The organism is uncultured Arthrobacter sp., from assembly GCF_964021775.1.
Taxonomy (GTDB): domain Bacteria; phylum Actinomycetota; class Actinomycetes; order Actinomycetales; family Micrococcaceae; genus Arthrobacter.
Genome location: NZ_CAXHZI010000005.1, coordinates 181,182 through 194,925, shown reverse-complemented (window position 1 = coordinate 194,925; position 13,744 = coordinate 181,182). Strand labels below are relative to the sequence as shown.

The following is a 13,744-nucleotide window of genomic DNA, read 5'->3' as shown; positions in this document are numbered from 1 at the left end:
ACGCCGGTTGCCGGGACTGGGTCGTGCCGGCCCGTGCGTTCCTTCGGACCGGGGCGTGCATGCGCCACCCACCAACTCATCATATGTTGATGCGCCGCCGAAACCTTTCTTATCGGGCCGTCCCGTCCGGCCCGGCGGCCGCCCGGACCGTTGGGGCGCCGCCGCAATCGCGGTGATCTGCCTGTTGCGGGCGAAATGACGCATAATGCTGTGACGGGCGCCACAATGATTTGTGTTTGCGCACACCGGTCCTAGAAACTGTGACGACTTACCGAACCACCCGCGATGATGCAGGAGAAGTATGTTTTCCAAGATTCTGGTGGCCAACCGCGGCGAAATCGCCATCCGCGCCTTCCGCGCCAGCTACGAGCTGGGTGCCAAGACCGTTGCAGTGTTCCCTACCGAGGACCGCAACTCGATCCACCGCCAGAAGGCGGATGAGGCGTATCTGATCGGCGAAGAAGGCCACCCGGTCCGGGCGTACCTCGATGTCAACGAGGTTGTCCGCGTGGCGAAGGAGGCGGGCGCCGACGCGATCTACCCCGGCTACGGCTTCCTCTCTGAGAACCCCGACCTGGCCCGCGCTGCCGCCGCGGCCGGCATCACCTTTGTCGGGCCGCCGGCGGAGGTCCTGGAGCTCGCCGGAAACAAGGTCGCCGCGCTCGAGGCCGCCCGCAAGGCCGGAGTCCCGGTGCTCAAGTCCAGCCAGCCGTCCAAGGACCTGGACGAACTCATCGCCGCGGCGGACGAGATCGGTTTCCCCATCTTCGCGAAGGCTGTCGCCGGCGGCGGCGGCCGCGGCATGCGCCGGGTGGACACCCGGGAGGCGCTGCCCGAGGCCCTGCAGGCCGCCATGCGCGAGGCTGACGCCGCCTTCGGCGATCCCACCATGTTCCTGGAGCAGGCGGTCCTGCGCCCGCGCCACATCGAAGTGCAGATCCTCGCCGACGCCGAGGGCAATGTTATGCACCTCTTCGAGCGCGACTGCTCGATCCAGCGCCGCCACCAGAAGGTGATCGAGATCGCCCCCGCGCCGAACCTCGACGAGGGCATCCGCCAGGCGCTGTACCGGGACGCCGTGAAATTTGCGAAGGCCCTGAACTACGTCAACGCCGGCACCGTGGAGTTCCTCGTCGACACCGTGGGCGAGCGGGCCGGCCAGCACGTCTTCATCGAGATGAACCCGCGCATCCAGGTCGAGCACACCGTCACCGAGGAAGTCACCGACGTCGACCTCGTCCAGGCGCAGCTGCGCATCGCCTCGGGGGAGACCCTCGCCGATCTGGGCCTCTCGCAGGAGACCGTCAAGCTCAACGGCGCCGCACTGCAGTCCCGCATCACCACCGAGGACCCGGCCAACGGTTTCCGGCCCGACGTCGGAAAGATCACCGGCTACCGCTCCGCCGGCGGCGCCGGTGTCCGGCTCGACGGCGGCACCGTGTACTCCGGCGCCGAGATCAGCCCGCACTTCGACTCCATGCTGGTCAAGCTGACCTGCCGCGGCCGTGACTACCCGACCGCCGTCGCCCGCGCCCGGCGCGCCCTCGCCGAGTTCCGGATCCGCGGCGTGTCCACCAACATCTCCTTCCTCCAGGCCGTCCTGGACGATCCGGACTTCATTGCCGGCGACGTCGCCACCTCGTTCATCGACGAACGCCCCGAACTGCTCAAGGCCCGCGTCTCCGCGGACCGCGGCACCAAACTGCTGACCTGGCTCGCCGAGGTCACGGTCAACAAGCCCAACGGCGAGCTCACGGTCCACACCGACCCGGCCGACAAGCTGCCCGCCCTGCCGGAGGGTGAGGCGCCCGCCGGGTCCCGGCAGCGGCTGCTTGAGCTCGGTCCGGAGGGCTTCGCCAAGGCCCTCCGCGGCCAGGATGCCGTCGCTGTCACGGACACCACCTTCCGCGACGCGCACCAGTCCCTGCTGGCCACCCGGGTCCGGACCCGTGACCTCGTGGCGGCCGGGCCGGCCGTGTCCAGGCTGCTGCCGGAGCTGCTCTCGGTCGAGGCCTGGGGCGGTGCGACGTACGACGTCGCCCTGCGCTTCCTCGGCGAGGACCCCTGGGACCGCCTGGCCGCGCTGCGCAAGGCGCTGCCGAACACCTGCCTGCAGATGCTGCTCCGCGGCCGGAACACGGTGGGCTACACCCCGTACCCGGAAGAGGTGACCGTGGCCTTCGTCAACGAGGCCGCCGCGACCGGCATCGACATCTTCCGCATCTTCGACGCCCTCAACGACGTCAACCAGATGGCCCCGGCGATCCGCGCCGTCCGCGAAACCGGCACCGCCGTGGCCGAGGTGGCCCTCTGCTACACCGCGGACATGCTCGACCCGGACGAAAAGCTGTACACCCTCGACTACTACCTGGACCTGGCCCAGAAGATCGTCGACGCCGGCGCGCACATCCTCGCGATCAAGGACATGGCCGGCCTGCTGCGCCCGGCGGCCGCTGCCCGCCTGGTGGCGGCCCTGCGGGAGAAGTTCGACCTGCCGGTGCACCTGCACACCCACGACACCGCAGGCGGCCAGCTGGCCACCCTGCTGGCCGCCGTGGACGCGGGCGTGGACGCCGTCGACGTGGCCTCCGCCTCGCTGGCCGGGACCACCAGCCAACCGTCCGCGTCGGCGCTCGTTGCGGCGCTGGCCCACACCCCGCGCGACACCGGCTTGAATTTGGCCAGTGTGTGCGCCCTGGAGCCCTACTGGGAAGCGGTGCGCCGCGTCTACGCGCCGTTCGAATCGGGACTGCCGGGCCCCACCGGCCGCGTCTACCAGCACGAGATCCCGGGCGGCCAGCTCTCCAACCTGCGCCAGCAGGCGATCGCACTCGGACTCGGTGAACGCTTCGAGGCGATCGAGGATATGTACACCGCAGCGGACCGGATCCTCGGCCGGCTGGTAAAGGTCACGCCCTCCTCCAAGGTGGTAGGAGACCTGGCCCTGCACCTGGTGGGCCTCAATGCCGACCCGGCGGACTTCAACGAGAACCCGCAGAAGTACGACATCCCGGACTCCGTGATCGGTTTCCTCTCCGGCGAACTCGGTGACCCGCCGGGCGGCTGGCCCGAACCCTTCCGGACCAAGGCGCTGCAGGGCCGCAGCGTCAAGGTCCGCGACGTCGAGCTCAGCGCCGAGGACAGCGCGGCGCTCAAGGGCGACTCGACGACGGTCCAGCAGACCCTCAACCGCCTGCTCTTCGCCGGGCCCACCAAGGACTACCAGAAGAGCGTCGAGTCCTACGGCAACCTGTCCGTGCTGGACACCCGCGACTACCTCTTCGGCCTGCAGCGCGGCGCCGAACACGAGATCGAACTGGAGAAGGGCGTCCGGCTGATCGCCTCGCTGGAGGCCGTCTCCGAACCGGACGAGAAGGGCATGCGCACCGTGATGTGCACGCTCAACGGACAGTCCCGGCCGGTGGTGGTCCGTGACCGTTCCGTGGTCAGCAACGTCAAGGCCGCCGAGCGGGCCGACTCCTCCCAGCCGGGCCAGGTCGCCGCTCCGTTCGCCGGCGCCGTCACCCTGACCGTCAAGGCCGGCGACGCGGTCAAGGCCGGGGACACGGTCGCGACCATCGAGGCCATGAAGATGGAAGCCTCCATCACGACGCCGGTGGCCGGCACCGTGGCGCGGCTCGCCGTCGGTGCGGTCGAGCAGGTCCAGGGCGGGGACCTGCTGCTGGTCGTCGAATAGCGCAGCCGGCCGCGGCATAGCAGAAGGGCTCCTCCGGCTTCGGCCGGGGGAGCCCTTTCTGTGGTGCTTCGTGGTGCGGGGCGTTAGGCGTGGGTGCTTCGCTTCGCGGAGTACATCTCCTCGATCACGTTCTCGAAGTCCTTCATCACCTGGGCGCGCTTGACCTTCATGGACGGCGTCAGGTGGCCGGAGGCTTCGGTGAAATCGGAGGGCACAATCCGGAAGGACTTGATGGCCTCGGCCTGCGATACGGACTGGTTCGCGCGGTTGATGAGCTCCTGGACCGCCGCGGTGACGGCCGGGTTTCCGGTGGCCTCGGCGACGGTGGTCGACGCCGGGAGGCCGTGGCGTTGCAGCCAGCCCGGCAGTGCCTCCTCATCGAGCGTCACGAGCGCGCCGATGAACGGGCGGTTGTCGCCCACCACGAGGACCTGCGAGACCAGCGCGTCGGCGCGGATCTGGTCCTCCAGCAGCGCCGGCACCACGTTCTTGCCGCCGGCGGTAACGATGATTTCCTTCTTCCGGCCGGTGATGGTCAGGAAGCCCTGCTCGTCCAGCTGGCCGATGTCGCCGGTGCGGAACCAGCCGTCCTCGAAAGTCTCGGCCGTGAGGTCCTCGCGGTTGAAGTAGCCCCGCATCACACAGACGCCCTTGGCGAGGATCTCGCCGTCGTCGGCGATCTTCACGGCGTTGCCTGGGATCGGTGCGCCGACGGTGCCGATCTTGATCAGCGACGGCGTGTTGACCGTGACCGGTGCGGTGGTCTCGGTCAGGCCGTAGCCTTCGAGGATCTGCAGGCCGATGCCCTGGAAGAAGTGGCCGAGCCGGGCGCCGAGCGGGCCGCCGCCGGAGACCGCGTGCGCCACCTGACCGCCCATGGCGGCGCGGAGCTTGCCGTAGACGAGCTTGTCGAACAAAGTGTGCTTGAGCTTGAGGCCCAGCCCCACTTTGCCGGCCTGGCGGGCCCGCGAATACGCGATGGCGGTGTCCGCGGCGCGGTGGAAGATGGCGCCCTTGCCAGCGTCCTCGGCCTTGGTCAGGGCGGAGTTGTAGACCTTTTCGAAGACCCGCGGCACCGCGAGGATGAAGGTCGGCTTGTAGCTCTGCAGGTCCGGCAGCAGGTTCTTGATGTCGGGAGTGTGCGCAACGGTGACGCCGGCCGCCACCGCCAGCACCGAGATAAAGCGGGCAAAGACGTGCGCCAGCGGCAGGAACATGATGGTCCGCGCCTGCTCGTGGACGATCTGGCCCAGCGACGTGGCCAGTACGTTGTCGGAAAGCTCCACGAAGTTGCCGTGGGTCAGCTCGCAGCCCTTCGGACGCCCGGTGGTGCCTGAGGTGTAGATGATCGTGGCGAGGTCCTTCAGGGAGGCCTGGCTGCGGCGGGCTTCCAGCTCCTCGTCGCTGATGCCGGTGCCGGCGGCGCGGACCTCGTCCAGGGCGTCCCCTTCGAGCTGCCAGACGTGCCTCAGGCCGGTCAGGCCCTCGGAGGTCGCTGCCTGCCGGATGATGTCCTCGTGGTGGGCCGATTCGCCGAAGGCGGCGACGGCCCCCGAGTCGCCGAGGTTCCAGGCCACCTGCGAGGGGGAGGACGTCTCGTAGATCGGCACGGAGACGGCACCGGCGAACCAGATCGCGAAGTCGACGAGGGCCCATTCGTACCGGGTGCGGGACATGATGCCGACGCGGTCGCCGGCCCCCACGCCGCTGGCCATCAGGCCCTTGGCGAGCAGGGAGACGTCGGCGAGGAAATCGGTGGCCCGGACGTCCTGCCACTGGCCTGCGGCGTCGAGCCGTGAGAACAGGGCCGGGTTGGACGCCTTGGCGGCTTGGCGCAGCACCAGGTCCGTGATGTTCGTTTCCGGTGGGACGGTGACCAGGGGCGGGACACTGATTTCTCGCACGATAGCTCCTTTGATATCCATTGACCCGCAAGGGGGGTACGACTAACAGTAGTATGTGGCCCCCGCGGGGGTGTGTTCCACCTCACCTACTGGCGAGTAACTTTACGGTCAGGGGCCCGGTTGCGCCACTTCGGGACAGAGCCGGTGCCCGGCTGCGCTTACTCCTGCGGCCCCTAGAATGGGACACGATGCATATACCAACACCCGCTCAACAGCCCGCACCGCAGCGCAGGACGGCCGCCTGGCGGCGCAGGGCGCGGGGCTTTCCCGGCGCGGCGGAGGCGGGCGCCTACCGCGGACACCTGCGGCTCGGACGTAAGGGCCTGGCGATTGGCGTCGACATCGGCGGCACCAAGGTGGCGGCCGGCGTGGTGGATGCCGAGGGGCGCATCCTCAGCCAGGCGAGGCGGTCAACGCCGGGCAACGATCCGCGCGCCGTGGAGCAGGTGATCGTGGAACTCGTGGAGGAACTGGGCCGCGGCCACCGCATCGGGTCGGTCGGGATCGGAGCAGCCGGCTGGATGGACCTGGACGGCGCCACCGTGCTGTTCAGCCCGCACCTCGCCTGGCGCAACGAGCCGCTGCGCGAAAACCTGCAGCGGCTGCTGCGCCGCCCGGTACTGCTGACCAACGACGCCGACGCCGCCGGCTGGGCGGAGTGGCGCTTTGGCGCCGGCCGGGGCGAGAGCCGGCTGGTCTGCATCACCCTCGGCACCGGCATCGGCGGGGCCATGGTGATGGACGGCCGGCTGGAGCGCGGACGGTTCGGCGTCGCCGGCGAATTCGGCCACCAGATCATCATGCCCGGCGGCCACCGCTGCGAGTGCGGCAACCGCGGCTGCTGGGAACAGTACGCCTCAGGCAACGCGCTCGGACGGGAGGCCCGGGAACTGGCCGCGGCGAACTCGCCGGTGGCCCAGGAACTGCTGAAGGCAGTGGACGGCCACGCCGAACGGATCACGGGCGTGATCGTGACGGAGCTCGCCAAGGCCGGCGATCCCACCGCCCGTGAATTGCTCGAAGAGGTAGGGGAGTGGTTGGGGCTTGGGCTCGCGAACCTGGCAGCGGCCCTGGACCCGGGCACCTTTGTGATCGGCGGTGGACTCTGCGACGCCGGCGAACTACTCGTGGCCCCGGCACGGAAGGCTTTCGCCCGGAACCTGACCGGCCGCGGCTTCCGTCCGGCAGCCGGGATCGAACTTGCGGCCCTGGGGCCGAACGCCGGACTCATCGGCGCCGCGGACCTCTCCCGGGTCAGCAGCCGGATGCGCAGCTAGCGCCGGCCCGCCGCCGGCCGGGCAGCAGGAAGGCTAGACACGGGCCCCGTCGTCGTCCTCGTCCTTTTCCTGCGGCAGCTTCATGATCAGGAAGACCACCGAGGCTGCGAAAGCGGCCACCATGCCGACGATCGCCAGCAGCGGTGCGGACCGCCAGAAGATGACGGAGAGCAACAGCGCGACAGGGCCGCCGACGGCCCCCAGCCAGGCCAGCACCGTCAGGGGATCGGACCCGGCCAGGCTGGGCGGTTCCTCGGGGACGAACGCGCCGTCGTCGTCATCCGGCTCGTAGTCCCGCGGGCCGGTCAGGGTGCCCCGGCCCGCCGGAGCGTCGTCCACGATGCCCGGGGAGTCCGGCCGCCGCGCGGCCGGGGGCTCCAGCGGCGGCGGCGCCGCGAGGCCCAGCGGGTCGAAGTCGCGGAAGGACCGCGCGGCCGGGGCTCCGGGGCCGGCGGCAGGTCCGGAATCGGTGCCCTCAAGCCTGGCGACCAGATCCAGCCAGACGGCGTCGTCCTGGCTGGCGCCCGGGTCCGGGGAATCAGGATCGGGGGAGTCGGGATCGGATCTAGTCATCTGCCGTTTCTTTCTGGCTGGCGCTGGGGGCACCCGGGTTGTGGCCTTCCACCACCGACCGGATGAAGTCGGCCGTGCCGCGGAAGATGCGGGGCGCGTCGTTGTCCATGGTAGCCACGTGGTAGCTGTTCTCCAGCCGGATCACCTCCAGCGGGGCGTTGCTCAGTCCGCGGCGCAGGGCCGCCAGGCTGGTGTCGGAGACGACGTGGTCCACCGCGGACCGGTAGACCCGGACCGGGGCGGTGATCGGCGGCAGCAGCCGCACGGTGTCCTTGAACATCTTGTTCAACTCGTGGGCCGCCGCGACCGGGGTCCGCGGGTAGGCGCCCTCATCCACGCCCTCCTTGAGGATGTCGTTGGCGATCGCCGGAGTGCTTTTGAGCACGAACTTAAGGATTCCGGCCAGCGGGGCACGGGGATCATCGATCACCAGGCCGGGGTTGACCAGCACTGCCCCCGCCACCGGGCGGGTGGCCGCCAGCCGCAGCGCCAGCGCCCCGCCCATCGAGAGCCCGGCCACCACCACGTGGTCGCACTCCCCGGCCAGCTCCAGGTACGCCGCGTCCAGCCCCGCATGCCAGTCCTGCCAGCGTGTCCGGGCCAGCTCCTGCCAGCTGGTGCCGTGCCCGGGCAAAAGGGGCATCCGGACGGCGTAGCCGGCCCCGGCCAGGAATTCGGCCCACGCCCGGACGCCGTGCGGGCTGCCGGTGAAACCATGGGAAACGACGACGCCGGTCCGGGGACCGGTTCCGGTGAACGGGCTGCTGAACGGCGAGTGGTCGGGGGCTGCGTTCATGGGTGCTCCGGGTTTCGTGGCTGTGGTGGGTCTTCCGCCGCGCGGCCGGCGGGGACGGTGGACTGTTCGGCGGACGTGGTTGCGTGCCCGCGAAAGAAGCCGGCGGACCGCGCAAAAATCGCAGGGGCATCGACGTCGAGGGTGGCGACGTGGCCGCTATCCGGCAGCCGTACCACGGAAAGCTCCCGCGATCCAAGGCGTTCGCGCAGCAGCGCCAGCGAGGACGGCGGCACCACCGCGTCGGCGTCGGACTTGAACACCAGCGCCGGGGCATCGACGGCGGGCAGCTCGCGCAGGGTCGCGGTGAAGAGCTTGCGCAGCTGGTGAACGGCCGCCAGCGGGGTCAGCGAATAGTCGCCGTCCTGCGTAGTTGCCGCCGTCGACTCCGCCTCCTGGAGCGGGACCGTGGTGCGCTGCAGGTATTTGAGCAGCCCGATGTAGCGCACCCGGCGGTCGTAGAAGCTGAGCCCGGGGTTGACGACGGCGACGCCGGCGACGCGGTGCCGGGCTGCGGTGCGCAGCGCGATGGTCCCGCCCATGGAGAGGCCGGCCACAAAGCACGACCGGGTCCCGGCGGACAGCTCCAGGTAGGCGGCCTCGAAGGCGCCGTACCAGTCCTGCCAGCCGTACCGCGCGAGATCCCGCCAGTCGGTGCCGTGTCCGGGCAGCAGCGGCACGGAGACCGCAAAGCCTTGGGAGACCAGGTGTTCGGCCCAGGGCAGGATGCTGAGGGGGCTTCCGGTGAAGCCGTGGCAGATGGCGACTCCGGTGTCCGCGTTGGCGCCGTGGCCGGGGTAGCGATAAGCGGCAGGCGTCATCGGAGTGCTGCTTTCGCTCATGAGCCCATCGTGTCACTGTTCGCGGCAAAACTCACTAGAGTAGGGTGTCATTGAAGTCCCGGCCGGGCCCGAGGAAGGGCCGGCCGGACGCCTGCCGGAGAGGTACACCACGTGTTTTATTGGTTCATGAAGACGTTCGTTCTTGGGCCGGTCCTGAAGTCGCTGTTCCGGCCCTGGGTCAAGGGACTGGACAACGTTCCGGCAGAGGGCGCCGCGATCCTTGCCTCCAACCACCTCTCTTTCTCCGACTCCATCTTCATGCCCCTGATGGTGCCGCGGCCCGTGGTGTTCCTGGCCAAGTCCGAGTACTTCACCGGAAAGGGAATCAAAGGCAAACTGACCGCCGCCTTTTTCCGCCTGACCAACCAGCTGCCGATGGACCGGTCCGGGGGAGCGGCCTCCGCCCGCTCGCTCGACGCCGGGATGGACGTGCTGAAGAACGGCTCGCTCCTGGGCATTTACCCCGAGGGCACCCGTAGCCCCGATTCCCGGCTCTACCGCGGGAAGGTCGGGGTCGCCAGGCTTGCCCTGCAGGCCCGGGTCCCGGTGATCCCGGTCGCGATGATCGGCACCGACAAGGTCCAGCCGATCGGCAAGCGGATGCCGAATATCCGGCGGATCGGGATGATCTTCGGGGAACCGCTGGACTTCAGCCGCTACTACGGCATGGAGGACGACCGCCTGATCCAGCGCTCCGTGACCGATGAAATCATGTACGAACTGATGCGGCTCTCCGGCCAGGAGTACGTCGACGAGTACGCCGCCGTGGTCAAACTGCGGCTCGCCGGGAAAGCCACCGAGTCGCCCGACGCCGGCGCCGGCCAGGGACCGGAGACGCCCGGAACTGTGTGACGGGGCGCCCGCAGTCAATGACGCCGGGGGCCGCCGTTCACTGCGGAGGCAACTATCCTTAGAGGGTGACTGAGCTATCTGCGCCTTCAACGTCCCTGAACAACTCCATGCTGGCCGGCTCCGCCCTGGGCTCGCTGACCAGCACGGCCCAGAGCGGTGCCGCGAATTATCCGGGGCTGGACCACTGGCGGGAGCTCCCCGCCTCGCAACAGCCCAGCTGGTCCGATCCCGCAGTCTTTGAAGCCTCGGTGAAGGAACTCTCGGTCCTGCCGCCGCTCGTGTTTGCCGGCGAGGTGGACATCCTGCGGGAACGGCTCGCCGCTGCGGCGCAGGGCAAGGCCTTCCTGCTCCAGGGCGGAGACTGCGCGGAAACCTTTGAAGCGGCGACGGCGGACAAGATCAGCGCCCGGGTCAAGACGATCCTGCAGATGGCCGTCGTCCTGACCTACGGCGCGGCGATGCCCGTGATCAAGATGGGCCGCATGGCGGGCCAGTTCGCCAAGCCCCGCTCCTCCAACGACGAAACGCGCGAAGGCGTCACGCTGCCGGCCTACCGCGGCGACATCGTCAACGGCTACGACTTCACCCCGGAGTCGCGCGCCCACGACGCCAGCCGGATGCTCAAGGCGTACCACACCTCGGCGTCGACCCTGAACCTGATCCGTGCCTTTACGCAGGGCGGCTTCGCCGACCTGCGACTGGTCCACCAGTGGAACAAGGGCTTTACGGAGAACCCGGCGCACGCACGCTACGAGTCGCTGGCGCGCGACATTGACCGGGCCATCAAGTTCATGGCCTCGTGCGGGGCGGACTTTGAGGCACTCAAGCGCGTGGAGTTCTACGCCAGCCACGAGGCCCTGCTGCTGGACTACGAACGTGCCCTGACCCGCATCGACTCGCGGACCGGCCTGCCGTATGACACCTCGGCGCACTTCCTCTGGATCGGGGAGCGCACCCGGGAACTGGACCACGCACACGTCGACTTCCTGTCCCGCGTCCGCAACCCGATCGGCGTCAAGCTGGGCCCGTCAACCACCGGCGAGGACGCCCTGCGCCTGATCGACAAGCTGGACCCGAACCGGGAGCCGGGACGGCTGACCTTCATCACCCGGATGGGCGCCGGCAATATCCGGGAGAAGCTGCCGCCCATCGTGGAGCGCGTCACCGCCTCCGGCGCACAGGTCCTCTGGGTCACGGACCCGATGCATGGCAACACGGTCACCTCGCCGAACGGCTACAAGACCCGCAACTTCGACGACGTCGTCGACGAGGTGCGCGGGTTCTTCGAGGTGCACCACGGCCTCGGCACCGTCCCGGGCGGCCTGCACGTGGAAATGACCGGCGACGACGTGGCCGAGTGCCTTGGCGGCGCCGACCCGATCGACCAGGACGCTTTCCTGGACCGTTACGAGTCGGTCTGCGATCCGCGGCTGAACCACATGCAGTCCCTCGAAATGGCGTTCCTGGTGGCGGGCGCCCTCGCCAAGCGCTAGGCGGCGGCCGGCGTCGGGCCGCCAGCAAGCAAACAGCACCGCCTCGGCTATATCCAGCCGGGGCGGTGCTGTTTCTGGAGGACTTGCGGACTGCGGCCGGGCGGCCGGACTCCTGGTCAGGTGACGGTAATCGTGATGAGCGATCCCTCGGGCTGTCGCCCGGTCTTGTCCTGGCCGGCAACCAGGCCCAGCACGGATGAGCCGAAGGCGTAGTTGACCTTCACCTCGAAGCCGGCGTCCTTGAGGACCTGCACCGCCTCCTCCTCCGACTTGCGGAACACATTGGGGACGTCCACGAGTTTCGGCCCCTTGGAAATCGTCAGGGTCATGGCGCCGCCCTTCGTCAGGTTCCCGGTCGCAGGGTCCTGGCCGGCGACGGCCCCCTTGGGCACGTTCCGGTCAAAGACCTGCTCGGGGGCCACGACGGCCTTGAGCCCTGCGGCCTCGACGGCCTTGACCGCGGCCTCCTGGTCCTGGCCGCGGACGTCGGGCACCGGGATCGGCTGCGGCCCCTTGGAGACTGTCAGGCCGACGGGCGTTCCGTGCTTGGCCGGGGTGCCCTTCCCGGGTTTCTGCGCCAGCACGGCTCCGGCTTTCGCCTTCTCGTCGTAGCGCTCGGTGATGGGGCCCAGCGCCATCCCGGCGCCGTTGAGGGCCGTCTTTGCCGCATCCAGCGACTTGCCGGTCAGCTCCGGGAGGGGAAACAGTTCCGGGCCCTTGGACACGGCCAGCGAGACGGACTCGAACTTGCGGACCACCTGACCGGCCTGCGGCTCCGAGCCCACCACGAGCCCGGGCGACACGTCGTCATCGAAGACATCCCGGGTGGTCGACCCGAACCCGGCCGTCCGGAGCAGTTGCTGCGCCTCGGCCACGGTCTTGTTGGCCAGCTGCGGAATAGTTCCCGGGGACCCCGGGCCCATGCCGAAGAACCAGCCGGCACCGGCGGCGAGCAGCGCTACCAGGACCAGCACGAGGATCCAGACCAGTCCGCGGCGCCGCGGGCTGCCGGTCCGCAGGCTGCGGCTTGGAGTCGCTGCCGCCCGCTGCCGGGCCAACGCGTCGTCGCGGTCCTGCTTGCGCTGGGCCCGCTTGCTGGCGGGTTCCGGCCGGCCAGCCGGGACGTCCTCCGCAGAGGCGCCGAACCCGCGTTCCTCCGGGGCAGCGAGCGGGCCGTAGCCGCCCGGCCGTGGCGTGCCGGACAAGACGGTGGTCGGGTTGCTGCCGCGGCTGATGACTTCGGTGGGGTGCTGGAAGCCGCCGAGCACTTCGGTGTGCGCCTGCCCGGCGGTCGGCTGCTCCGGCGGGGCTGGCCGGACCGGCGCGGGGCCGAATCCGGTGGCCGCCGCGGCGGCGGGCAGGGCGGCCGGCGGCCGCAGGTCCAGTTCGGCGTCGCTGAGGTTGGTCCGGATGTGGCGGAGTTCCGAGAGCAGGGCGTTGCCGTCGACGGGACGCTTGTCCGGGTCGTTGGCGGTGCACCACTGCACCAGCTCGTCGAGTTCTTCGGCAAGCCCCGGGACCAGCGCCGACGGCGGACCCACGGTGGAGTTCACGTGCTGGTACGCAACCTGGATGGGGACCTCGCCGTCGAACGGCTGCCGTCCGGTGAGCATCTCGTAGAGCATGATCCCGAGCGAGTAGATATCGCTGCGGGCATCGGCCTGCTTGCCCATCACGAGCTCGGGGGACAGGTAGGCCACGGTCCCGATCAGCGCGCCGGTGCTGGTGGTCGTGGTGATCGCCCGCGCCAGCCCGAAGTCGCCGATCTTGATCCGGCCGTCGTCGGCGATGAGCACGTTCTCCGGCTTGACGTCCCGGTGGATGAGGCCGGCGGCGTGGGCGGCTCCCAGGCCTTCGACAACGGGATCGATCAGCGCCAGGGCAAGCCGCGGGGTAAGGGCACCCTTTTCCTTGATCACATCCCGCAGCGTGTGGCCCTTGATGAACTCCATCACCAAGTAGGCCAGCGGACCGTCGTCACCCTGGTCCAGGACCCCGACGACGTGCGGGTGCGAGAGCCGGGCCGCCGCCTTGGCTTCGCGGCCCAGCCGGTCCAGGAACTGCGGGTCTCCGGCCATGTGCGGATGCAGGACCTTGAGCGCCACATCCCGTTCGAGCCGCCGGTCGGTGGCGAGGTACACGGTGGACATCCCGCCGCGGGCCAGCTTTGAGCGAATCAGGTACCGGTTGTCCACCAGGGTCCCGACGAGAGCGTCCGATGTGTATTCCTGCACCCTTTGATCCTAAGCTCTGCACGGAAACGGGCCCGGATTGACATGCAACCCGGGCCCGTATCGTTACGCGGCGGAGGCC

Annotated in this window: 9 protein-coding genes; 4 read left to right on the top strand and 5 right to left on the bottom strand. The window is 69.5% G+C overall.

Features of this window, described 5'->3' with window-relative positions:
- The first annotated feature begins 301 nt into the window (after positions 1-301).
- Entirely contained in the window at positions 302-3,697 is a 3,396-nt protein-coding gene (locus tag ABIN76_RS07545) for a pyruvate carboxylase (protein WP_346959086.1), read from the top strand.
- Between the two features lie 83 nt (positions 3,698-3,780).
- Here ABIN76_RS07545 and ABIN76_RS07540 read toward each other — a convergent pair whose 3' ends face one another.
- Positions 3,781-5,601, bottom strand: coding sequence for a long-chain fatty acid--CoA ligase (locus tag ABIN76_RS07540; protein WP_346959085.1), 1,821 nt, complete (start codon positions 5,599-5,601; stop codon positions 3,781-3,783).
- Positions 5,602-5,789: 188 nt separating this feature from the next.
- Between ABIN76_RS07540 and ABIN76_RS07535 the strand changes: the two genes are divergently transcribed.
- Positions 5,790-6,878 (top strand): ROK family glucokinase, encoded by a 1,089-nt coding sequence (locus ABIN76_RS07535; RefSeq protein WP_346959084.1) that lies wholly within the window; start codon positions 5,790-5,792, stop codon positions 6,876-6,878.
- 33 nt (positions 6,879-6,911) lie between these two features.
- On the opposite strand, the gene ABIN76_RS07530 is transcribed toward ABIN76_RS07535, so the two are convergent.
- The 3 genes from ABIN76_RS07530 to ABIN76_RS07520 are packed head-to-tail and all read right to left on the bottom strand — an operon-like array spanning position 6,912 to position 9,086.
- Positions 6,912-7,451: a hypothetical protein gene (locus ABIN76_RS07530; RefSeq protein ID WP_346959083.1), complete on the bottom strand. Its 540-nt coding sequence runs from the start codon at positions 7,449-7,451 to the stop codon at positions 6,912-6,914.
- On the bottom strand, positions 7,444-8,247 hold the full coding sequence (locus ABIN76_RS07525; protein WP_346959082.1) for an alpha/beta fold hydrolase: 804 nt from the start codon (positions 8,245-8,247) through the stop codon (positions 7,444-7,446). The genes ABIN76_RS07530 and ABIN76_RS07525 overlap by 8 nt, the downstream gene beginning before the upstream one ends.
- On the bottom strand, positions 8,244-9,086 hold the full coding sequence (locus ABIN76_RS07520; RefSeq protein WP_346959081.1) for an alpha/beta fold hydrolase: 843 nt from the start codon (positions 9,084-9,086) through the stop codon (positions 8,244-8,246). Before ABIN76_RS07520 ends, ABIN76_RS07525 begins: the two co-directional genes overlap by 4 nt.
- A 111-nt stretch (positions 9,087-9,197) precedes the next feature.
- On the opposite strand from ABIN76_RS07520, the gene ABIN76_RS07515 reads away from it, so the two are divergent.
- Both ABIN76_RS07515 and ABIN76_RS07510 read left to right on the top strand, forming a co-directional pair.
- A complete protein-coding gene (locus tag ABIN76_RS07515; protein ID WP_346959080.1) occupies positions 9,198-9,938 on the top strand; it encodes a lysophospholipid acyltransferase family protein in 741 nt (246 codons plus the stop codon).
- 107 nt (positions 9,939-10,045) lie between these two features.
- Positions 10,046-11,431, top strand: coding sequence for a class II 3-deoxy-7-phosphoheptulonate synthase (locus ABIN76_RS07510; protein WP_346959137.1), 1,386 nt, complete (start codon positions 10,046-10,048; stop codon positions 11,429-11,431).
- A gap of 116 nt (positions 11,432-11,547) precedes the next feature.
- Here ABIN76_RS07510 and ABIN76_RS07505 read toward each other — a convergent pair whose 3' ends face one another.
- Positions 11,548-13,665, bottom strand: coding sequence for a PASTA domain-containing protein (locus tag ABIN76_RS07505; RefSeq protein WP_346959079.1), 2,118 nt, complete (start codon positions 13,663-13,665; stop codon positions 11,548-11,550).
- Positions 13,666-13,744 lie beyond the last annotated feature (79 nt).